This is a genomic window from Kaistia defluvii, from assembly GCF_026343955.1.
Taxonomy (GTDB): domain Bacteria; phylum Pseudomonadota; class Alphaproteobacteria; order Rhizobiales; family Kaistiaceae; genus Kaistia; species Kaistia defluvii.
On the sequence record NZ_JAPKNI010000005.1, the window covers coordinates 157,185 to 177,897 of the forward strand.

The 20,713-nt window shown below is 65.8% G+C and carries 20 protein-coding genes; 7 read left to right on the top strand and 13 right to left on the bottom strand.

Annotation, left to right across the window (positions count from 1 at the left end; all coding sequences use genetic code 11):
- The first annotated feature begins 44 nt into the window (after positions 1–44).
- Both OSH10_RS14490 and OSH10_RS14495 read left to right on the top strand, forming a co-directional pair.
- Positions 45–488, top strand: a complete 444-nt coding sequence (locus tag OSH10_RS14490; RefSeq protein WP_266332539.1) for a hypothetical protein — start codon at positions 45–47, stop codon at positions 486–488.
- A 147-nt stretch (positions 489–635) separates the two neighbouring features.
- Positions 636–2,225: a DEAD/DEAH box helicase gene (locus OSH10_RS14495; RefSeq protein WP_266332540.1), complete on the top strand. Its 1,590-nt coding sequence runs from the start codon at positions 636–638 to the stop codon at positions 2,223–2,225.
- Between the two features lie 372 nt (positions 2,226–2,597).
- Here OSH10_RS14495 and OSH10_RS14500 read toward each other — a convergent pair whose 3' ends face one another.
- The 4 genes from OSH10_RS14500 to OSH10_RS14515 are packed head-to-tail and all read right to left on the bottom strand — an operon-like array spanning position 2,598 to position 6,533.
- A complete protein-coding gene (locus OSH10_RS14500) occupies positions 2,598–3,170 on the bottom strand; it encodes an ABC-type transport auxiliary lipoprotein family protein (protein WP_266332541.1) in 573 nt (190 codons plus the stop codon).
- Positions 3,171–3,229: 59 nt separating this feature from the next.
- On the bottom strand, positions 3,230–4,600 hold the full coding sequence (locus tag OSH10_RS14505) for an MlaD family protein (protein ID WP_266332543.1): 1,371 nt from the start codon (positions 4,598–4,600) through the stop codon (positions 3,230–3,232).
- Complete coding sequence (locus tag OSH10_RS14510) at positions 4,600–5,394, bottom strand: ABC transporter ATP-binding protein (protein WP_266332544.1); 795 nt, start codon at positions 5,392–5,394, stop codon at positions 4,600–4,602. The genes OSH10_RS14505 and OSH10_RS14510 overlap by 1 nt, the downstream gene beginning before the upstream one ends.
- A 2-nt stretch (positions 5,395–5,396) precedes the next feature.
- Positions 5,397–6,533, bottom strand: a complete 1,137-nt coding sequence (locus OSH10_RS14515; RefSeq protein ID WP_266332545.1) for an ABC transporter permease — start codon at positions 6,531–6,533, stop codon at positions 5,397–5,399.
- A 147-nt stretch (positions 6,534–6,680) separates the two neighbouring features.
- On the opposite strand from OSH10_RS14515, the gene dgcN reads away from it, so the two are divergent.
- Positions 6,681–7,694 carry an N-acetyltransferase DgcN gene (dgcN, locus tag OSH10_RS14520; protein ID WP_266332547.1) on the top strand — a complete coding sequence of 338 codons (1,014 nt, stop codon included), beginning with the start codon at positions 6,681–6,683 and terminating at the stop codon, positions 7,692–7,694.
- Positions 7,691–8,674, top strand: coding sequence for an N-acetyl-D-Glu racemase DgcA (dgcA, locus tag OSH10_RS14525; protein ID WP_266332548.1), 984 nt, complete (start codon positions 7,691–7,693; stop codon positions 8,672–8,674). The genes dgcN and dgcA overlap by 4 nt, the downstream gene beginning before the upstream one ends.
- On the opposite strand, the gene OSH10_RS14530 is transcribed toward dgcA, so the two are convergent.
- The 5 genes from OSH10_RS14530 to OSH10_RS14550 all read right to left on the bottom strand — a co-directional run bounded on the left by OSH10_RS14530 (position 8,643) and on the right by OSH10_RS14550 (position 13,453).
- Entirely contained in the window at positions 8,643–9,830 is a 1,188-nt protein-coding gene (locus tag OSH10_RS14530; protein ID WP_266332550.1) for an MFS transporter, read from the bottom strand. The two genes, dgcA and OSH10_RS14530, sit on opposite strands and share 32 nt — an antisense overlap.
- A gap of 110 nt (positions 9,831–9,940) precedes the next feature.
- Complete coding sequence (locus OSH10_RS14535; protein ID WP_266332552.1) at positions 9,941–10,885, bottom strand: threonine ammonia-lyase; 945 nt, start codon at positions 10,883–10,885, stop codon at positions 9,941–9,943.
- Positions 10,886–10,945: 60 nt separating this feature from the next.
- Complete coding sequence (locus OSH10_RS14540; RefSeq protein ID WP_266332553.1) at positions 10,946–11,977, bottom strand: glycosyltransferase family 4 protein; 1,032 nt, start codon at positions 11,975–11,977, stop codon at positions 10,946–10,948.
- Positions 11,974–12,783, bottom strand: coding sequence for a UDP-2,3-diacylglucosamine diphosphatase (locus tag OSH10_RS14545; RefSeq protein ID WP_266332554.1), 810 nt, complete (start codon positions 12,781–12,783; stop codon positions 11,974–11,976). The genes OSH10_RS14540 and OSH10_RS14545 overlap by 4 nt, the downstream gene beginning before the upstream one ends.
- A 76-nt stretch (positions 12,784–12,859) precedes the next feature.
- Complete coding sequence (locus OSH10_RS14550; protein ID WP_266332555.1) at positions 12,860–13,453, bottom strand: LysE family translocator; 594 nt, start codon at positions 13,451–13,453, stop codon at positions 12,860–12,862.
- 199 nt (positions 13,454–13,652) lie between these two features.
- On the opposite strand from OSH10_RS14550, the gene OSH10_RS14555 reads away from it, so the two are divergent.
- Positions 13,653–14,501, top strand: a complete 849-nt coding sequence (locus OSH10_RS14555; protein WP_266332556.1) for a fumarylacetoacetate hydrolase family protein — start codon at positions 13,653–13,655, stop codon at positions 14,499–14,501.
- A gap of 381 nt (positions 14,502–14,882) precedes the next feature.
- The gene (locus OSH10_RS14560; RefSeq protein WP_266332875.1) at positions 14,883–16,136 is read left to right on the top strand and encodes a mechanosensitive ion channel family protein; all 1,254 of its coding nucleotides are present in this window, start codon (positions 14,883–14,885) and stop codon (positions 16,134–16,136) included.
- Positions 16,137–16,146: 10 nt separating this feature from the next.
- On the opposite strand, the gene thiD is transcribed toward OSH10_RS14560, so the two are convergent.
- Entirely contained in the window at positions 16,147–16,944 is a 798-nt protein-coding gene (gene thiD / locus OSH10_RS14565) for a bifunctional hydroxymethylpyrimidine kinase/phosphomethylpyrimidine kinase (RefSeq protein ID WP_266332557.1), read from the bottom strand.
- Between the two features lie 19 nt (positions 16,945–16,963).
- Positions 16,964–17,905, bottom strand: coding sequence for a DMT family transporter (locus OSH10_RS14570; RefSeq protein ID WP_266332558.1), 942 nt, complete (start codon positions 17,903–17,905; stop codon positions 16,964–16,966).
- Between the two features lie 265 nt (positions 17,906–18,170).
- Between OSH10_RS14570 and OSH10_RS14575 the strand changes: the two genes are divergently transcribed.
- Entirely contained in the window at positions 18,171–18,593 is a 423-nt protein-coding gene (locus OSH10_RS14575; RefSeq protein WP_266332559.1) for a DUF2155 domain-containing protein, read from the top strand.
- On the opposite strand, the gene aat is transcribed toward OSH10_RS14575, so the two are convergent.
- Positions 18,530–19,207: a leucyl/phenylalanyl-tRNA--protein transferase gene (gene aat / locus OSH10_RS14580; protein ID WP_266332560.1), complete on the bottom strand. Its 678-nt coding sequence runs from the start codon at positions 19,205–19,207 to the stop codon at positions 18,530–18,532. The genes OSH10_RS14575 and aat overlap by 64 nt on opposite strands.
- A gap of 156 nt (positions 19,208–19,363) precedes the next feature.
- Complete coding sequence (gene accC, locus OSH10_RS14585; RefSeq protein ID WP_266332876.1) at positions 19,364–20,707, bottom strand: acetyl-CoA carboxylase biotin carboxylase subunit; 1,344 nt, start codon at positions 20,705–20,707, stop codon at positions 19,364–19,366.
- Positions 20,708–20,713: the final 6 nt, after the last annotated feature.

Here is a 20,713-nt window from a genome sequence, read left to right on the forward strand (position 1 = left end):
AGCGGCTCCGCGCCAGCGGCCCCGCGCTCCACGGAGGTTCACCGATGACCGTTCGCACGCTTCTCGCCGCCTGCATCCTCACCGCGGCCGCCGCCGCCCCGCTCCATGCCGATCCCGTCGCGGACAGCGTCGCTGCCCTGGCGCCCTCGATCCAGGATGTCCGCACTGTCGGCGCCTGGGAGAAGGACGGCCACAAGGGAATCTACCGCATCGTCATCGACCGCAGCGGGCCCGAGCCCATGGCGCGCCTGTTTGTCCAGTGGCTCGAGCGCGGCGCGGACGGCGCGATGACGCTGTCCCGCAATGTCGACATCAAGGAGATGGTCGAGCTGAAGCGCAACATCGGCGATTTCGTCGTCGAGGCGGACGCGGACGGCCTCAGCGTCTTCCTGGAGCTGGTCGATCCGGCGGCCGGCGGCGCCAAGGAGAGCTATGAACTCTTCATCGGCGACGACGAGAGCTATCGTTTCGGGCCGGCCAGCAACTAGAATTCGGCCTCCAGAAGCGGCAGGATTCAGCCACTCTTCGCGAAACAATTGACAAGACCACGCAAAATCTCGTATTTGCGTGCATCTTTCATCGATGGCGATGCGCCTGTTTGCCGTCCCATCGGGCTTTGGGCCCCTTTTCAAAACATGACCTTCTCTACGCTCGGACTGAGCCCGAAAGTGTTGGCTGCCGTTGAGGCAAGCGGATACACCACGCCGACGCCGATCCAGGCAGAGGCCATCCCGCATGTTCTGGCACGGCGTGACGTTCTGGGAATCGCCCAGACCGGCACCGGCAAGACAGCATCTTTCACGCTTCCGATGATCACGCTGCTGGAGCAGGGCCGCGCTCGTGCGCGCATGCCCCGCACGCTGATCCTCGAACCGACCCGCGAACTGGCAGCGCAGGTCGAGGAAAACTTCAACAATTATGGCCAGAACCACAAGCTGAACGTCGCCCTACTGATCGGCGGCGTGTCGTTCAACGAGCAGGAAAAGAAGCTCGATCGCGGCGTCGACGTCCTGATCGCCACGCCGGGCCGCCTGCTCGACCATTGCGAGCGCGGCAAGCTTCTGATGACCGGCGTCGAGATCCTCGTCATCGACGAGGCCGATCGCATGCTCGACATGGGCTTCATCCCCGATATCGAGCGCATCGCCAAGCTGATCCCCTTCACGCGCCAGACGCTGTTCTTCTCGGCAACCATGCCGGCGGAAATCCAGCGCCTCGCCGACACGTTCCTGTCCAACCCGATCCGCATCGAGGTCGCCAAGCCGGCGACCACCGCGAAGACGGTGAAGCAGCTTTTCGTGCATACCGGCCGCGAAGCCTTCGACAAGCGCGAGACGCTGCGCGAATTGATCCGCAACGCGGTCGACCTGAAGAACGCGATCATCTTCTGCAATCGCAAGCGCGACGTCGCCGTCCTTGCCCGCTCGCTGGAGAAGCATGGCTTCTCGGTCGGCGCGCTGCATGGCGACATGGATCAGCGCGCCCGCATGGCGACGCTGGACGCGTTCAAGAACAACCGCCTGACGCTGCTGGTCGCCAGCGACGTCGCGGCGCGCGGCCTCGACATCCCCGATGTCAGCCACGTGTTCAATTTCGATATCCCGACCCATGCGGACGACTATGTCCACCGCATCGGCCGTACCGGCCGCGCCGGACGTTCGGGCACCGCCATCACGCTCGTCGCCCCGTCGGACCAGAAATATCTGTCCGCGATCGACAAGCTGACCGGCGATGGCGTCGAGTGGATCGGCGAGCCGGTGACGACGGACGAAGCAGCGGCACCCGCCCCGGCACGCGGCCGTGGCCGCAGCAAGAGCGACGAGCCGCGCAGCGGCGAGCGCGAGCGCAAGCCGCGCGCATCGCGTTCGAGCGTCGCCCGCCAGGTCGAGAAATCGGCCGAGGAAGCGACAGAGGCCCAGCCGGTCGCCGCCGAAGCCGCAGCCCCCGAGGCCGCGCCGCAGAAGGCGGAGCCCGAGGCACCGCGCCGCCAGCCCGCCCCGCGCCAGCCCGACGCAGCCCCCCGCCAGCCGGAGGCACCGCGCCAGCAGGAAGCGGTTCGCCAGCAGCCGGAATCGCCGCGCCGCGACCGCGATCAACGGGATCAGCGCGATCGTCCCCGTCATGATCGCCGCGACCGGAACGAGCCGGACGACAAGGTGATCGGTCTCGGCGATCACGTGCCGCAGTTCCTGCTGCGCCCGGTCCGCCTGCCGTCCTCGTCCTGATCCATCCGGATGCCGCCAGGCGGCATCCATCCATGCCGCCGGGCGGACGGCGGCATGGCGGTGGCGATCGGCGCAGGACGCCCGTCACCCGGCCGACGAACAGCCCGCCGCCCGCGCCAGCCGCGCGGCGGCTTTTTTGTATCCAGACTTTTCGAAGCTGGTTTCGAGGTGCCGGCCAAGGCCGGCGCTCTGACGCGCCGCCCGAGGCGCACCCGCGATCGTTTGAGGGAGAGAACCATCCCCTCTGGCGGCGCGCGGCCTTCGTCCGTCAGCCTGCATCGTCACCGCCGCCAACCGGCCACGATCGGACGAATCCCTCGCCCGCTTGCGGCAAACGGGTGGCGCGAAGGTCTCCGTGACGCCCGATCGGCCCTAGAGGCGCGGGACCGCCCAGGCGACCATGTCGACGAGCACCTGATCGAGGGCCGCATTGAGACCGGTCACGGCGGCTGGCGCCGTATCTTCGGCGACCGGCACCGAGGCCTTGAACAGCTTCGCCTCGACGACCTTGCCGGTGCGATCGTTCATGATCTGGGCGAAGATCTCGATCTCGGCGAAGCGGCCCGAAGGGGTCACGTCGAAGGCGAAGGTGCGGATGTTGGTGAGCAACTGGTAGTCGATCGACAGCCCCTCGCCCGGCCTGCCGATGGCGCGGACGCCCTTCGATTTCTCGAAAGCCTGGATCACCCGGCTCTGCACCAAGCGCGGCAGCGTGTCCGGATACTGGGCGTTCGGATAATAGGCAACGAGCGGGCCGCGCGTGACGACGATGCGCTGGCTGGCCAGCGTCTGCAGCGCGAAGGGCTCCGGCACCAGGACCTGCGCCGAGGTGCGGCGCTTGACGGAGGGCGCCGATTCGACGCCGGCCAGGTCATAGGTGGCGGGTGGCGGCGCGGTCAGCAGCTTGCCGACGCAGCCCGAAAGCAGCGTGGCGGCGAGGAGCATCGAAACCGTCCCTGCAGGCAGGGATAGACGCACAGAACGCATGGCTTGCCGTACCCCAGTCATTTGCGATTGTAGTCCTGTACGCCCGGGTTTCCGAAAATCAGTCGCTGCGGATTGCTCTGGATCGAGTTGAGCGTCGAGTCGAAGCGGGTCGTCGTGCGGCGAAGCTGATCCACCAGCCCGTCGACATTGCGAAGGCCTGGCCCGGAGAAGTTCGCGAGGTTGTCGGCGATCTGGGCCGCCTTGCCGGAAAAGGCTTCCGCGACCTTGCGGATCGAGGCGGCGGCGGCCGTGGCCTCGGCGAAGAAGTTCTTGCCGTTCGGGTCGGTCACGAGATCCTGGACCTTGCCGAGGATGCCGTCGATACGGGTCGAGGCGGCGTTCAGCTTCTGCACCATGTCGCGCGTATTGTCGACGATCACGTCGATGTCGGGCTGCTTGGTCTTGATGTTGGCGACGAAGTCCTTGGCGTCGGCAACCGTCTTTCCGGCATCCGCGACGATCTTGTTCACGTCGACCGTGGCGGTCTGCACGCGCCGCGCAACGGTGGCGATGTCGTTGATCGTGCTCTTGACGGTCTCGACCTGGATGGCTCCGATGATCTGCTGGGCGCCATCCAGCGCCTTCTCCAGCTGCTCGGAGATCTGCTTCACGTTGGCGACGATCTCGGGAATGTTGTCGGCCGAGGCGGAGAGCCTCGCGGTCACCTTGTCTATGTTGCCGAGCGTATCGGCGACCTTGGTCGGATCGATCGCCGAGATGATCTTGTCGGCCTTGGCGACGACACCGCTCAGGCTTTCCGACAGCGAGCCGACGCGCTTCGACAGGTCGCCGAAATTGTTCATGAATTCCTTCACGCCTTCCGAATTCGCCGCCAGCGCGTCGGTGAAGGTCTGGATATTCTTGACCGAGGTCGTCAGCGCCGGCTCGGAGGTGTCGATGAAGCCGTTCACGCGATCGACGGCCGTGTTGACCTTGGCGACCAGCTCCTGGGCGCTGGCAATCAGGTCCTGCAGCCCAGACCCCTGCGCGCTCAGCGTCGGAATTCCCTGCTGGTCCAGCAGATTGGGAAGCGTGCCCGTGCCGCCCTTGAGCTCGATATAGGCGATGCCGGTCAGGCCCTGGATGCCGAGCGACGCCTTGGTATCGGACTTGATCGGCTGGTTCGGGTCGACGGAGACCATCGCCTCGACCTGGTTCGGATCTTCCGGGTTGATCCGGAGCGTGTTCACTTCGCCGACCTTGATGCCGTTGAAGAGAACCTGACTTCCAGGAGCAAGGCCGGCCACGGACCCGGGAATGAGGATGCGCAGCGGCTTGCGGATGCCGCTTTCGTCATAGCGTGCAAGCCAGTAGATGAAGACGAAGCACGCAACGATCACGCCCAGCGTGAACAGTCCGATCGTTGCATAGTTGGCGCGCGTTTCCATTAAGCTTCGTTCTCCACGCGACGTGCACGCACGCCCCGGAAATATTTCTGTACCCAGGGATCGTCGAAATCCAGCATATCCTGCATGGTTCCCTCGACCAGCACATGACGTTGGCCCAACACCGCGATTCGGTCACAGACCGTGTGCAGGCTGTCGAGGTCATGGGTTACCATGAACACCGTCAGCCCCAAAGTATCGCGCAGGGTGGCGATCAGTTCATCGAACTCGGCGGCGCCGATCGGGTCGAGACCCGAGGTCGGTTCGTCCAGGAACACGATGGCCGGATCCATCGCCAGCGCCCGCGCCAGGCTGGCGCGCTTGATCATGCCGCCGGAAAGCTCCGCCGGCAGGCGATCCGCCGCCTCCGGCGCGAGGCCGACGAGGTCGATCTTCACGCGCGCCAGCTCGTCCATCAGGCGCTGCGAAAGATGAAGATGCTCCCGCATCGGGAATTCGACGTTCTGCAACACCGTGAGCGAGGAGAACAGCGCCCCCTGCTGGAACAGCACGCCGAGACGCCGGTCGATCGAGGCGCGCGTTTCGGGATCGGCATCGTCATAGGGCGTGCCGAGGATCTCGACCGAGCCCGCGCGCTTGGGCTGCAGCCCGAGGATCGTGCGCAGCAGAACCGACTTGCCGGTGCCCGATGCGCCGACGACGCCCAGGATCTCCCCGCGATAGACATCGATGTCGAGATTTTCCAGGATCAGCCGGTCGCCGAAGCCGACGGTGATGCCCCGCCCCCGGATGACGACTTCCTTCTCCCTGCCATGGCCCGTCAATGTTTCAGCCATGATCAGTAGTTCACCGCGGCGAAATAGAGGGCGAAGAGACCGTCGACGACGATCACCATGAAGATCGCCTTCACGACCGATGCGGTCGTGTGCTGGCCGAGCGAAGCCGCGCTGCCGCGCACGCTCAAGCCCTCGGACGCCGCGATGATACCGACGATCAGGGCCATGAAAGGCGCCTTGATCAGGCCGACGAAGAGCGTGTTGAGCGCCACCGCGTCGCGAACGCGGTCAATGAACGCCGCGGGCGTGATGCCGATATAGACCCAACTGACCAGGCCACCGCCGACAAGCGCCGCCATATCGGCCAGGAAGACGAGCATCGGCAGAGCGACGATCAGCGCGATGATCCGCGGCATGATCAGGACCTCGACGGGATCGACGCCGATGACGCTGAGCGCATCGATCTCCTCGCGCATCTTCATCGAGCCGATTTCGGCCGTGATCGCGCTGCCGGAGCGGCCGGCAATCATGATCGCCGTCAGCAGGACACCGATCTCCCGCAGCACGAGGATGGCGACCAGGTCGACCGAGAAGATCTCCGCGCCGAACGCCCGCAGCTGGAAGGCGCTCTGCTGCGCGATGATCGCGCCGATCAGGAGTGACATCAGGGTGATGATCGGCACGGCCCGCAGCCCGGTCCGGTCGATATGGAAGACGATCGACGTGACGCGAAACCGCGCGGGATGGCGCACGGCCCGCACGAAACCGCGGGTGACGCCACCGAGGATGTTGAGACCGGACAGGAAATCCTGCCAGGAGAAATACATGGTGCGGCCGACGGCTTCGACCATTTCGTGCGCGACGCCAATCTGCGGCGGCGGAGGCGGGATCTCCCGCTCGGTCGGGCTGAGCGCATCCAGCAACCGCTGGGCGTTCTCGGAGGCGCCCTCCATGGAGACCGTGCTCTGCTTGGCGCTCAAGCCGCGCTGGAGACGCGTGAGCAGCCATGCCCCGGCTGTGTCGATGTGGTCGATGCCGGCGAGATCGATGACCGTCGCGCCGGAGATATCGGTAATCGCTTTGTCGATGGATGATTCGAGAGTGCCCACGGTGCGCACCGTCCACGAGCCAACCGCCCGCAACCGAGCCTGCCCATCGACATCCGAGTAATCCAGTTGCGCCGCTATTGCCGCTGCCACGACCGCTCCGCGTTCGAAGCCTGCATTCGGGATGGAGATCAGAGCGACCTTGTGGCGCCGCCGGGTGCCTCCTAAGCTCCCGTCACTGAATGGTGATCGCATGAGCACGGAAGCCAGGGCAAGCCCTTGGCAGGAAAGGATGTCGGGATGGAGATCGCAACACCCTACCTGTTGTTTTTGGGTGACGTTCCTGACGCCCTGGCGGCCAAAACCGCGCTCGGGATCGTCGATTGGCGGCCGGAATGGTGCAAGGGCCAGCTGCGACTCGCCGGCTGCCGCGCCGACGCGAAGATTCCCGACATGACGATCGCCGAGGCACGGGCCGCCGGGGTCCGCACGATGATCGTCGGCGCGGTCAATGCCGGTGGCGTCCTGCCCGATCATTGGGTCGCCTCGATCGTCGAGGCGCTCGATGCCGGGCTGGACGTCGCGACCGGCCTGCACAGCCGCCTTCGCGACGTCGACGCGATCCGCGCCGCCGCCGAACGGTCGGGAAGCCAGTTGCACGACGTGCGCCATTCGACGCAGACCTTCGCCACCGGCAAGGGCGCGAAGCGCGGCGGCCGGCGCCTGCTGACAGTCGGCACGGATTGCTCTGTCGGCAAGAAATACACCGCGCTCGCCCTGGAACGCGGCATGCGCGCCGCCGGCATGAATGCCGATTTCCGGGCGACGGGCCAGACCGGCGTATTCATCTCCGGCCGCGGCGTCGCGATCGATGCCGTCGTCGCCGACTTCATCTCCGGCGCGGTCGAATGGCTCTCGCCGGAGACGGATGCCGGCCATTGGGACCTGATCGAGGGGCAGGGTTCGCTGTTCCACCCCTCCTTCGCCGGCGTGACGCTCGGCCTGCTGCACGGGGCGCAGCCGGACGCCTTCGTCGTCTGCCATGAGCCGACGCGCAGAACCATGCGCGGCGTGGCGCATCCCCTGCCCTCGATCCAGGAGGTCATTGACCTCACGGTCGCCTGTGGCCGGCTGACCAACCCGGCGATCCGCTGCGTCGGCATCGCCATCAATACCCAGGCGCTCGACGACGCGGCGGCGCGCGCGACGCTGGATGCGGCCGCGATGGAACATGGTATTCCGGCCGTCGACCCGATCCGCACCGGCGTCCAGCCCATCGTCGACCGCCTCGAGCAGGACTTCCGTCGCCCATGACGTTCTCCTTTTCCGTCGAGGTCGAAAGCTGGCCGATCGCCGGCAGCTTCGTCATCTCGCGTGGCGCGCGCACCGAAGCGCATGTCGTGGTGGTCACGCTCCGCGACGGCGGCGCGAGCGGACGCGGCGAATGCGTCCCCTATGTCCGCTATGGCGAGACGGTCGAAGGCGTCGCGGCGACCCTTCGAGAAGCGCTGGCGACATACGCGGCCCAGCCGGACCGGGAGGCGTTGCGCGCAGCCACGCCGCCGGGCGCGGCCCGCAACGCGCTCGATTGCGCGCTCTGGGATCTCGAAGCCAAGCAGAGCGGCGTGCCCGTCGCCGAAAGGCTCGGTCTCTCCGCGCCGAAGGCGCTCGTGACGGCCTATACGCTGAGCCTCGGCACGCCGGAGAGCATGGAGCAGGCCGCGCGTGTCGCCGCCCATCGCCCTCTGCTCAAGGTGAAGCTCGGCGGCGATGGCGACCGCGAACGGATCGCCGCCGTGCGGCGGGGCGCTCCCGCGAGCCGGATCATCGTCGACGCCAACGAAGCATGGTCGGAACGGAACTTCGACGCCAACATGCGCGCCTGCGTCGAGGCCGGCGTCGAATTGATCGAACAGCCGCTTCCGGCCGGCCAGGACGATTGGCTGGAGCGTGCCGACCGGCCGGTCGCGGTGTGCGCCGACGAGAGCCTGCATGTCGCCGGCGATCTCGGCCATCTGGTCGGTCGCTATGACGCAATCAACATCAAGTTGGACAAGACGGGCGGCCTGACCGAGGCGCTGCGGCTCCGTGCCGCCGCCGAAGCGCAGGGTTTCGCGCTGATGGTCGGATGCATGGTCGGCACCTCGCTCGCCATGGCGCCGGCGGTGCTTCTGGCGCAGGACGCGGCCTTCGTCGACCTCGATGGACCGCTGCTGCTAGCCCGCGACCGATCGCCGGGTCTGGTCTACGAGGGAAGCCTGGTCAGGCCGCCGCCCCCGGCTTTGTGGGGCTGATCCGCCGAGCCTTGGGCAGCATCAGCACGATCACGGCGATCACGCCGCCAATCGCCATCACCGGAAACGCCGCCGCGCCGAAATGGCCGTAGAGCGGCCCCGCCAGCAGGGTTGCCAGAGCCAGTCCGAGGCCGGACGTCGTTTGCCAGATCCCCTGCGCCGAGGCTGTCATTTCCTCCGGGACGTCGCGGGCGATCGCCCGCTGCATGCCGGCATAGACCGCCGCGAAGGTCAGGGCGTGCAGCATCTGCAGGGCGAGCGAGAACCAGAGCCCGGTCGCCAGCGGAAACAGCGACCACCGCACGATCGCCGCGATGGCGCCGAGCATGATCAGCCGCTCGGGCGCCATCTTCTGCAACGCCCGGCCCGAGATCGCGAACATGCCGATCTCCGCGACGACGCCGGAGGACCAGAGCAGGCCGATCTCGGCGCCGCTGAAACCGAGCTTCTCCCACTGGATGGTGCCGAAGCTGTAGAAGACGGCGTGAGTCGCCGTGATGATGGCGGACGAGCCGATGACGACCAGAACGCTCCGGCTGGTCAGGATCGAGCGCGCCGAGACGGTCTCGGGCTTCGCGGCATCATCGGCAGCGCGGATTTCAGGCGGCGTAACGGGCAGCAGGAAGGCCGACAAGGCCGCGACGACATAGCTGCCGATCAGCAACGGAGAGAGCACGGCAGCGCCGAAATGGCCGAACACCACGCCGCCTAGCAGGCTCACCACAATGAAGCTGATCGAGCCCCAGACACGCATGTTGCCATAGTCGAGCCCGAAACGGCGCACGCCGGTCAAGGCCAGCGCGTCGATCGCCGGCATGGCCAGGCCGAGCGTCGCCGTCGCCAGGCCGGTGAGGACAAGGATCGGCCAGTAGCCGCCCATCATCGTGGCCGGGATGAAGAAGAGCAGCCCGAGCACTGCGAAGATGATGACGGCAAACCGCCTGTTCGGCGCGCGGTCGGCAAAGGCGCTGCCGAGCGGCATGAACAGCAGGCGCGCGGCCAGCGGCAGCGCCAGGCACACGCCGATCTGTTCCGGCGTCAGCCCGCGCAGATGCAGCCAGACCGGGAAGAAGGGCGTCATCAATCCGCCAACGACGAAGAAGCCGGCGTAGAAGAGCGATATGCGAGAGCCAAAATGGCGCGGCGCGGCAACCATGTATGTCTGCTGACCTGAGAGCCGGGAATGTGTCGCGGCAGAAGAAGAAGGGCGCGGCGAGAGGAGCACCCGTGAGTCGGAGCTCCCGGCGGGCCGGGAGCCTGCCGGTATCATGCGGCGAGCGCGCGCTCCAGAACATCCGGATCGATATTGCCGCCGGAAAGCAGGATCGCAACCGTCTTGCCACGGGCATCGATCCGCCCGGAGAGCAGGCCAGCGAGGGCGGCGGCGCCACCGGGTTCGACCACCAGCTTCAGCGTGCGAAAGGCGAACGCCACGGCGGCCAGTGCCTCCGCATCGGATATGGACACGGCATGTGCGCCGGTCGCCCGGTTGATCGCAAAACCGATCGCGCCCGGTTGCCGCGCCATCAGCGCATCGCAGATCGAGCCATTGGTGCGCGCGTTGCGCTGGACCGAGCCCGAGGCGAGCGAGCGGGCGTAATCGTCGAAACCCTCGGGCTCCGCGAGATAGACCTGCGTGCCCGGGCTTTCGGCGGCGATGGCGAGGCTGATGCCCGCCGACATGCCGCCGCCGCCGCAGGGCACCATGACGATATCGGCCTGTTCGCCGCGCCGGGCCAGGTCCTCGACGATCTCGAGCCCGATCGTGCCCTGCCCTGCGATCACGCGGCCGTCATTATAGGGATGGATCAGTTCCGCGCCGGTCTCGGCGACGATCGAGGCCGTCAGCGCATCGCGATCGTCGGTGGCGCGATTGTAGTCGACGATGGACGCGCCACGCCGGCGGGTGCCGTCGCGCTTCGAGGACGGCGCATCATGCGGCATGACGATGGTGGCCGGCACGCCGAACAGGCGCGCCGCCTCGGCGATGCCCTGGGCGTGGTTGCCGGAGGACGAGGCCACGACGCCGTGCGCCCGTTCCGCCTCGCTCAGCGAGGCGACGGCGTTGTAGGCGCCGCGAAACTTGAACGAGCCTGTGCGCTGCAGGCTCTCGCATTTGAGATAGACGCGGCCGCCGGTTATCTCGTCGAGGGCGGTGCTCGAGAGAAGCGGCGTGCGAACGGCTTCCGCAGCGATGCGCTTCGCTGCCATGCGGATATCGTCGATGGTGGGTGTCATGAGTCTGCCAACGGCCAAGGGGATAGGCAGAGGTTACACGAAAGCGCTCGCGGCGCAGCTTTTTTGCGCGGCGATCACGTTCTCGAGAAACTGGCGCGTCGCCGCCTGCCAGGAATGGCGCAGCGCCACCGCCCGGCAATGCGCGCGCGGGATATCGAGCGCCGCCAGGGCCGCCCTGCGCAGGTCCTCGTCCAGCACTCCCGCCCCCGTGCCGCCGACGACATCGCGCGGGCCGGCGACCGGGAATGCCGCCACCGGCAGGCCCGAAGCCAGCGCCTCGAGCATCACCACGCCAAACGTGTCGGTGCGGCTCGGGAACACGAAGCAGTCCGACGCGGCGTAGACGTCGGCCAGCGCCTCGCCGACCCTGGCGCCGAGGAACGAAACGTCCGGATGCGCGCGCTTCAGCGTTTCCAGCGCCGGCCCATCGCCGACCACCACCTTGCTCCCGGGCAGATCGAGATCGAGAAACGCACCGATATTCTTCTCGACGGCGACACGCCCGACATAGAGGAAGATCGGCCCCGGCAGGTCCGCCAGTTCGCGACGGCGGGCCGGATCGAACAAGTCGGCGTCGACGCCGCGCGACCACCGCATCAGATGGGTGAATCCGCGCCCAGCCAGTTCATCCTGCAGCGAGGCCGTCGCGACCATGCAACCGGCGCCGGAATTATGGAAGTTTCGCAGCGCAGCGTAGGTCCAGTCGACCGGCACCGGCAGCCGGGCGGCGAGATATTCGGGAAAGCGGGTGTGGTAGCTCGTCGTGAAGATGCGGCCGCGCTTGCGGCACCAGCGGCGCACGGCGTAGCCGATCGGACCTTCGGTGGCGATGTGGACATGGTCGGGCGCTGCCTCGTCGAGCCGCCGCCCGATCGCCCCCGGCGCGGCGATGGTCAGCCGGATCTCGGGATAGGTCGGGCATGGAACCGTGCGATAGCCTTCCGGCGTCAGCATCACCGCCTCGGCGCCGAACTCCGGCAGATGGCGCGACAACCGCTCCAGCGTTCGCACGACGCCGTTGATCTGTGGATGCCAGGCGTCGCTCGCGATCAGGATCCGGCTCATGCGGCGACCTTGTCGATCTCCGGTTCATCGTCGAATTCGACCGCATACTGACTGGCGACATCGGCCCAGCTGATCATCTCGATCCGTCCGTCATGATGCTCGACGATCGCCGTGCAGCTCTCGACCCAGTCGCCGGTGTTGATGTAGCGGATACCGAGGTCTTCGCGGATGGTCGCGTGATGGATGTGGCCGCAGACGACGCCGTCGGCGCCCACCCGCTTCGCCTCGGTCAGCAGCGCCTGCTCGAAGGCGCCGATGAAGGAAACGGCGTTCTTGACCTTGAGCTTGGCCCAGGCGGACAGCGACCAGTATTCGAAGCCGAGCTTGCGGCGCACCTTGCCGACGACCGTATTGAGCGCCAGGGCGAGGTTGTAGGCATGGTCGCCAAGGAAGGCGAGCCACTTGGCATGGCGCACGACCACGTCAAACTGGTCGCCATGCATCACCAGCAGCCGCTTGCCGTCCGCCGTCTCGTGGATGATGCGGTCGGCGAGTTCGACGCCGCCCATCTGCAGACCGAGATAATCGCGCAGGAATTCGTCGTGATTGCCGGGGATATAGACCAGCCGCGCGCCCTTGCGGCCCTTGCGCAATAATTTCTGCACAACGTCGTTATGCGCCTGTGGCCAATACCAGCTCTTCTTCAGCCGCCAGCCATCGACGATATCGCCGACCAGATAGATCGTCTCGGCGTCATGCCATTTCAGGAAGTCGAGCAGAAGTTCAGCCTGACTTCCGCGCGTGCCGAGATGAATATCCGACAGGAACAACGTGCGGAGATGACGGGGAGCGACACCGCTCGACATGATCTTGATTCGTCCTCATCCAAGAGACCGGTGTCGATTGCTTAGCCGACACACGCCACAGATTTGTGACAGTCTTTCAGAAGAGGGTCGGCAGCGTCGAAAGGACGAGAAGCAGCGCCATCAGGGCGTTGAAGATGACGATACGGCGATCGCTGTCGAGGAAGCGCGAGATCGCCGTGCCGAACAGGCACCATGCCGCCGCCGAGGGCAACGACATCAGGGCGGAAGCTCCGGCCAGCAGCAGTACACCCGACAGCATCGGGCTGCCGGCCGGCACGAACAGGGCCATCGCGCTGACCGCCATGATCCATGCCTTGGGATTGACCCACTGGAACAGCGCGGCGGACAGGAAACTCATCGGCCTGCCCTGCTTCGTGCCGTCGGAATCATGCCGGCCGGCCCGCGCCAGCTTCCAGGCCAGATAGAGCAGATAGGCGAAGGAGACGTATTTCAGGACTTCGTGCAGCAAGGGGTAGGTTTCGAACACGCCGCCGAGCCCCATGCCCACGGCGAACACCATCAGCGGGAACCCGACCGTGATGCCGAGAATATGCGGCACGGTCGGCACAACGCCCCAATTGGCGCCGGAGACCATCAGCATCGTGTTGTTCGGCCCCGGGGTGAAAGCCATCACCGCCGTGAAGCCGAGAACGGCCAGCACATGTTCCATGGGGTCCTCCCGAGACCGGCCTCATCCATGGCACAGCCGCCATTATAGGTCAACAATGCTGACATTTCGCCTCAAGGCGAAGGTCGGCGCGCAGTTGTTCCCTGTGGGCCAAGCTGCATTGCTCCAGTCGTCAGACATCTGCTCTTGCAAGCCAGCGCCCCCTCGACCAATATCCGCCCGCCAACACGGAGAACTATCAATGAAACTCGTACGTTTCGGGGCCGCTGGCTCGGAGAAGCCGGGCCTTGTCGCCAAGGACGGCACCATTCGCGATCTTTCGGGCGTCGTTTCCGACATCACCCCCGAGACGCTCAAGAACGGCGCAATCGACGCGATCGCCAAGGTCGATCCGGCTTCGCTGCCGGTCGTGCCCGCCGGCACGCGCCTTGGCCCGGTCGTCAACGGCACGCGCAACTTCATCGCCGTCGGCCTGAACTATGTCGACCACGCGCATGAAACCAACATGCCGATTCCGGCCGAGCCGATCCTGTTCAACAAGGCCCCGAACTGCATCGTCGGCCCGAACGACAACGTCACGATTCCCAAGGGTTCGGAAAAGACCGACTGGGAAGTCGAGCTGGCGATCGTCATCGGCAAGACCGCGAGCTACGTTTCGGAAGCGGACGCGATCAACTACGTCGCCGGCTACGCCGTCTGCCACGATGTCTCCGAGCGCGCCTTCCAGACGGAGCGCGGCGGCCAGTGGATGAAGGGCAAGGGTTCGCCGACCTTCGGTCCGCTCGGCCCCTACCTGGTCACGCCGGACGAAGTCGCCGACGTCCAGAACCTCGACATGTATCTCGACCTGAACGGCGAGCGCGTCCAGACCGGCAACACCAAGACCATGATCTTCGGCGTTGCTCACCTGGTCAGCTACATCAGCCAGTTCCTGCAGCTCGACCCGGGCGACGTCATCACCACCGGCACCCCTCCGGGCGTCGGCATGGGCATGAAGCCGCCGCGCTTCCTGAAGGCCGGCGACAAGGTTCGCCTCGGCATCCAGGGCCTGGGCGACCAGGAGCAGGAGTTCGTCGCCTACAAGGGCTGATGGACCGGCGATAGAGCCTTAAGAATGAGAAGCGGTCGATGCCTCGCGCATCGGCCGCTTTTTTTGTCCAAAGCTACCCCGTCCGATACGAGGATTGACGCAGGCCGCTCCGGCAGGCACCCTACACGCCTTGTTTCGGCGCATCCCGACGATGCGCCCGATCCCGTAAGGCGCTCGAAGTGAGAGCCTATCGTCGCGCGGATGCGGCCAGTCCTCAACGGGCGGCTCTCCGCCATTTCCGGTATCGTCCCGCTTGCGCTTCGGTGCGCGGGACACGTCCATCGGGCGCGGATACCCCCATCAGGCGTAGCGCCGCTCCGGATAGCCCCAAAGCCGGGGCCGCGCGCCGTTCACATCTCCAGAGGAGTAATGGTGGACAGCATCAATCGAATTCTCGCGGAACACCATTGGCTCAGCCCGCTGCTGGCCCTGTTCGCTCTCGTCCTCGCCGCCCTGTTCGCCAACTTCGTCGTCAAGGCGCTGCTGCTGCGGCTCTTCAACCACTTCATCGGCCTGACCGTGTATGGCCGCGACGAGCAGCTTCGCCGCCATGGCGCGATCGGTCGCCTCGCCAACATCATGCCGGCCTTCGTCGTCTACGCGGGCATCAAGCTCATTCCCGACCTGCCGGCGGGCATCGTCACGATCGTCCAGAACGTGGCGAATGCCTTCATCATCCTGTCGTTGGCGATGGCCATCAGCGCGGTGCTGAACATCGTCGACACGATCTATCATCGCCGCCCTGCGCACCGGCTGAAGCCGATCAAGGGCTACATCCAGGTCGTCAAGATCGCCGTTTATGTGATCGCGACGCTGCTGATCATCGCGACCCTGATCGACAAGTCGCCGATCATCCTGCTCTCCGGCCTTGGCGCGATGGCCGCCGTCCTGATTCTCGTGTTCCAGGACACGCTGCTCTCGCTGGTGGCCGGCATCCAGATATCCTCTTCGGATATGGTCCGCGTCGGCGACTGGATCGAGATGCCGGACCAGAACGCCGATGGCGAGGTGGTCGAAATTGCCCTGCACACGGTCAAGGTTCAGAACTTTGACAACACGATCACCACGCTGCCGATCCGCACCATGGTCACCGACCCGTTCAAGAACTGGCGCGGCATGCAGGAATCAGGCGGTCGCCGCATCAAGCGCTCGCTGCATCTCGACCAGACCAGCATCCGCTTCCTCGATCCGGCAGATTTCGCCAAGCTTGCCCAGTTCGGCATGCTGGAGACCTATATCGAGCACAAGCGAGTGGAACTGGACGCCTGGAACAGCAAGCTCGGCGAACGGGCCAATGTCGCTGCGAACCGCAGGAGGTCGACCAATATCGGTGTCTTCCGCGCCTATGTGCAGACCTATCTCCAGAGGCATCCCGGCATCCGCCAGGACATGACGATCCTCGTGCGCCAGATGGTGCCGGCCGCCGACGGATTGCCGATCGAGATCTACGCCTTCACCAATACGACGGCCTGGGCGGAATACGAAGGCATCCAGTCGGACATCTTCGATCACCTCTATGCGATCCTGCCCGAGTTCGATCTGCGCATCTTCCAGAATCCGAGCGGCCACGATCTCAAGACGCTGGCCCCGAGCCTGCGCCGCGTCGAGCGGGGTGCCGTGGCGGCCACGGCGTGATCCGCATCGTTCACCACCACTTGTAGAAGTGATGCACCGGTCCGTGGCCCCGGCCGATCCGCAATCGGTCGGCGGCCGCGATCGCCTCGGTGATGTAGAGCTTGGCCTCGCCGACCGCCGGTTCCAGCGCCAGCCCGCGCGCCAGCCCGGCGGCGATCGCCGACGACAGGGTGCAGCCGGTGCCGTGCGTGTTGAGCGTGTCGATGCGCGGGGCGTGGAACCATCGCTTGCCATGCGCCGATACCAGCAGGTCGGCGCTCTCCGGGCCGGTGCCATGCCCGCCCTTGATCAGCACGGCCTGAGCGCCGAGGCGCAGGATCGCCTCCCCCTGACGCTCCATGCCGGCCTCGTCCTCGGCCATATCGGCCTGGAGCAGGCGTGCCGCCTCGCGCAGGTTCGGCGTGACGAGGGCTGCGCGCGGCAGCAGGTGGGAGATCAGCACCGCGACCGATTCCTCGCGCAGCAGCATGTCGCCGCTGGTCGCCACCATCACCGGGTCGAGCACGACATTGCCCTGCGCGTGGCGGTCGAGCCCGTCGGCGACCGCGCGGATGACGTCCGGCTGCGACAGCATGCCGATTTTCACCGCATCGACGGCGAGATCGGAAAACACCGCGTCGATCTGCTGGGTGACGAATTCCGCCGGCACGTCGTGGATGCCGGTAACCCCCAGCGTGTTCTGCGCCGTGAGCGCCGCGATCACCGAGGCGCCATAGACGCCGAGCGCCGAAAATGTCTTGAGGTCGGCCTGGATGCCGGCGCCGCCGCCCGAATCCGAGCCGGCGATGGTAACGGCGATGGCTGTCATATCGGCTTGTCCTTGTCTCTCAGGTGCCCGGGCCGGCTGGCGTCTTGGCCGCGCGCTCGCGGTTGCGCTTCAGGCCAAGTCGATGCTCGCGATAGATCACGAACATGCCGGATGCAATCACGATCCCCGACCCCACCAGCATGGTGACGCTCGGCGTGGAATGGAACAGCAGATAGCCGACGATGATCGCCCACAGCATCGAGATATATTCGAACGGCGCGATCAGCGAGGCCTCGCCGTAGCGGTAGCTCTGCGTCAGCAGCACCTGGCCGATGCCGCCGAAAATGCCGGCGCCGATCAGGAACGGCACATGCTTCCAGTCCGGCACCACCCAGCCGAACGGCGCGGTCAGCAGCATGAAGATGGCGGTGAAGATCGAGAAATAGACGACGATCGTGCCGGGCGATTCGACCCAGGTGAGCCGTCGCGTCTGGGTCGCGGCCAGCGCGCCGAAAAAGGCGGCCAGGATCGAGAACACCGCGCCGAGCGTGCTGCGGTCGGGTCCGCTCTCCGGCCCGACATAATCCGACAGGATGACCAGCACGCCGATCAGCCCGATCACGACAGCCGTCCAGCGATAGACGCGGATCGCCTCCTTCAGCAGCACGGCGGCGAGCACGACGGTCAGCAGCGGCGAGGCGTAGCCGATGGCGGTGGCGTCGGAGAGAGGCAATCGTGCGAGTGCGGAAAAGCCGAAGAACATCGAAGTCGCACCGGCGACCGAGCGCAGCACATGGCCGCCGATGCGCGGTGTGATGAAGACGGAAGGGAAATTGCCCAGCCACGCCACCCAGATCAGCACCGGGATCAACGCGAAGGCCGAACGGAAGAAGGCGATCTCCCCCGGCGGGTAGCTGTCCGAGATGTATTTGATCAGGGTCGCCATCGCCGTGAAGGCAAGGGTCGATATGATCTTGAGCAGCACGCCGAATAGCGGCTGTCCCCGTTCTGGCGTTTCCATGAGACCGATCGGACCGGGGGGCGGCCCGTTTCTTTATTGGTGGGTCGCGAAGGGCGCGACCGGCTTCAACGTCGGATCATAGGACCCGGCTGACAGAAGGTGCAACCGGTTAAAGCCCGGGGACGGCATTCGAAACGAGCCGGCGGCCTTATTCGGTTGACGGCCGGGGCGTGTCGGTGGACTGGTATGCGTACAACGCCTTTTCCCCGCCGGAATCGCATGTTAAGCACCCTACCGGCGGTGCAGAGGTCATCATCGGAATCCTATGACACGTTTCATTTCACGACGCAGCAGCCCGGCTCTTGCCGTGGCGGCCCTGGCCTCTCTCTTCGTCGGCTCCCCTGCCCACGCGGAGCGGATCACCAATCCGATCGCCGAGTTCGCGGGCCTCGACAAGATCACCGGCCGGATCATCACCTTCGACGTCTACATGGACGAGACGGTGCAGTTCGGCGCGCTTCAGGTCACGCCGCGGGTCTGCTATTCGCGCCCGCCGACCGAGCCGCCGCAGACCGATTCCTTCGTCGAGGTCGATGAGATCACGCTGAACCGCAAGGTGCGCCGGATCTTCACGGGCTGGATGTTCGCCTATAGCCCCGGCCTCCACGCCGTCGACCACGCCGTCTATGACGTCTGGCTTGCCAGCTGCAAGACTTCGTCGACAGTCGCCCGCCCGTCCAAGCCGTAGAACTCGCCATCTCCCTCCAGCGCCTGGTCGAGCCGGCGGTGATAGTCCGCGCGGTCGACTTCGATCGCGCCGAACTGCGAGAGATGCTCGGTAGTGAACTGGGCGTCGAGCAGGGTGAAGCCGCCCGCCTTCAGCCGCGCCACGAGATAGACGAGTGCTATCTTGGATGCGTCGCGCGCGTGGCTGAACATGCTCTCGCCGAAGAAGGCACCGCGTAGCCGCACGCCATAGAGCCCGCCCACCAGCTTGCCGTCCTGCCACGCCTCGACCGTGTGGCAATATCCCAGCGTGAACAGTTCGTGATAGAGCGCGCGGATGCGCTGGTTGATCCAGGTCTTGTCGCGATAGGGCGTATCGGCATTGCCGGCGCAGCCGGCGATCACCCCGTCAAAATCCGAATCGATCCGGATCTCGTAGGGCTGGTGGCGCATGGTGCGCGCAAGCCGGCGCGGGACGTGGAACGTCTCGAGCGGAAAGATGCCGCGGCTTTCGGGTTCGATCCAGTAGAGGCCGGGATCATCGGCCGAGTCGGACATCGGAAAGATGCCGGACGCGTACGCCTTCAAGAGGATTTCGGGCGTGATCTCCGGGAAACGGTCGGACCTGCGAGCCATCACGCGATACCCGGATCGCATTCGAGCCGAGCCGAATCAAACGCGGCTCTCTCCGTATTGGCTGAGCGAATCCAGCGCATCGTGCCCCCTCCTTGGAAGAGCACGGGAACATTGTCATGTTCCCGTGCTGCCTCAAAGGGGGATGTCGCGGCCGAGCTAGTGGTCCACAGCCAGCTTCTTCTCGAGCCAATGGATGTCGTAGCGGCCATCGGCGATGTCCTGGTCATCCACCAGCTGGCGGAAGAGCGGGATCGTCGTATGGATGCCGTCGACGACGAACTCGTCGAGCGCGCGCCGCAGCCGCATCATGCATTCGACGCGGTTGCGTCCATGCACGATCAGCTTGCCGATCAGGCTGTCGTAATAGGGCGGGATCTTATAGCCCTGATAGACGCCGGAATCGACGCGAACGCCGAGACCGCCCGGCGGATGGTAATAGGTGATCTTGCCCGGCGACGGCGCGAAGGTACGCGGATCCTCGGCATTGATGCGGCATTCGATGGCGTGGCCCTCGAAGGTCACGTCTTCCTGCCGGAAGGACAGGCCGCTGCCGGCGGCGATGCGGATCTGCTCGTTGACCAGATCGATGCCGGTGATCGCTTCCGTGACCGGATGCTCGACCTGCAGGCGCGTGTTCATCTCGATGAAATAGAACTCGCCATCCTCGTAGAGGAACTCGATCGTGCCCGCGCCGGAATAGCCGAGATCGGCGACAGCCTTGGCGCAGACCGCACCGATCTTGTCGCGCTCCTCGGCGTTCAGGGCCGGCGAACCCGCCTCTTCCCAGACCTTCTGGTGCCGGCGCTGCAGCGAGCAGTCGCGCTCGCCCAGATGCACGGCATAGCCCTTGCCGTCACCGAGAACCTGGATCTCGATGTGGCGCGGCTTCTCGAGGTACTTTTCCATGTAGACGGCATCGTCGCCGAAGGCGGCCTTGGCCTCGGAACGGGCGGTCTGGAAGGCGATGACGACATCCGCCTCCGAACGAGCCACCTTCATGCCGCGGCCACCGCCGCCGGACGATGCCTTGATCAGAACCGGGTAGCCGATCTTGGCGCCGTTGCGGATCGCGTCGGCCTCGTCCTTGAGCGCGCCGTCCGAGCCCGGAACGACGGGAATGCCCAGGCGCTGCGCGGTGCGCTTCGCCTCGATCTTGTCGCCCATGATGCGGATGTGCTCGGACTTCGGTCCGATGAAGGTCAGGTTGTGCGCTTCGAGGATCTCGGCGAAGCGCGCATTCTCGGACAGGAAGCCGTAGCCGGGATGGATGGCATCGGCGCCCGTGATCTCGCAGGCGGCGAGCAGCGAGGGAATGTTCAAATAGCTGTCGCGCGCGGGCGGCGGGCCGATGCAGACGCTCTCGTCCGCGAGGCGGACATGCATGGCATCCGCGTCAGCCGTCGAATGCGCGGCAACGGTCTGAATCCCGAGCTCCTTGCAGGCGCGCAGAATGCGGAGGGCGATTTCACCGCGATTGGCAATCAGGATCTTGTTGAACATCGGCAC

Bases quoted from the DNA above. Each gene is read 5' to 3' on its own strand.
- OSH10_RS14490 (WP_266332539.1), top strand. From the start codon at position 45: ATGACCGTTCGCACGCTTCTCGCCGCCTGCATCCTCACCGCGGCCGCC.
- OSH10_RS14535 (WP_266332552.1), bottom strand. From the start codon at position 10,885: ATGGCAGCGAAGCGCATCGCTGCGGAAGCCGTTCGCACGCCGCTTCTC.
- dgcA (WP_266332548.1), top strand. From the start codon at position 7,691: ATGACGTTCTCCTTTTCCGTCGAGGTCGAAAGCTGGCCGATCGCCGGC.
- OSH10_RS14510 (WP_266332544.1), bottom strand. From the start codon at position 5,394: ATGGCTGAAACATTGACGGGCCATGGCAGGGAGAAGGAAGTCGTCATC.
- OSH10_RS14540 (WP_266332553.1), bottom strand. From the start codon at position 11,977: ATGAGCCGGATCCTGATCGCGAGCGACGCCTGGCATCCACAGATCAAC.
- OSH10_RS14500 (WP_266332541.1), bottom strand. From the start codon at position 3,170: ATGCTCCTCGCCGCCACGCTGCTTTCGGGCTGCGTCGGCAAGCTGCTG.
- aat (WP_266332560.1), bottom strand. From the start codon at position 19,207: ATGGCTCGCAGGTCCGACCGTTTCCCGGAGATCACGCCCGAAATCCTC.
- OSH10_RS14575 (WP_266332559.1), top strand. From the start codon at position 18,171: ATGACACGTTTCATTTCACGACGCAGCAGCCCGGCTCTTGCCGTGGCG.
- OSH10_RS14570 (WP_266332558.1), bottom strand. From the start codon at position 17,905: ATGGAAACGCCAGAACGGGGACAGCCGCTATTCGGCGTGCTGCTCAAG.
- OSH10_RS14545 (WP_266332554.1), bottom strand. From the start codon at position 12,783: ATGTCGAGCGGTGTCGCTCCCCGTCATCTCCGCACGTTGTTCCTGTCG.
- OSH10_RS14530 (WP_266332550.1), bottom strand. From the start codon at position 9,830: ATGGTTGCCGCGCCGCGCCATTTTGGCTCTCGCATATCGCTCTTCTAC.
- OSH10_RS14550 (WP_266332555.1), bottom strand. From the start codon at position 13,453: ATGGAACATGTGCTGGCCGTTCTCGGCTTCACGGCGGTGATGGCTTTC.
- OSH10_RS14555 (WP_266332556.1), top strand. From the start codon at position 13,653: ATGAAACTCGTACGTTTCGGGGCCGCTGGCTCGGAGAAGCCGGGCCTT.
- thiD (WP_266332557.1), bottom strand. From the start codon at position 16,944: ATGACAGCCATCGCCGTTACCATCGCCGGCTCGGATTCGGGCGGCGGC.
- OSH10_RS14505 (WP_266332543.1), bottom strand. From the start codon at position 4,600: ATGGAAACGCGCGCCAACTATGCAACGATCGGACTGTTCACGCTGGGC.
- OSH10_RS14495 (WP_266332540.1), top strand. From the start codon at position 636: ATGACCTTCTCTACGCTCGGACTGAGCCCGAAAGTGTTGGCTGCCGTT.
- accC (WP_266332876.1), bottom strand. From the start codon at position 20,707: ATGTTCAACAAGATCCTGATTGCCAATCGCGGTGAAATCGCCCTCCGC.
- dgcN (WP_266332547.1), top strand. From the start codon at position 6,681: ATGGAGATCGCAACACCCTACCTGTTGTTTTTGGGTGACGTTCCTGAC.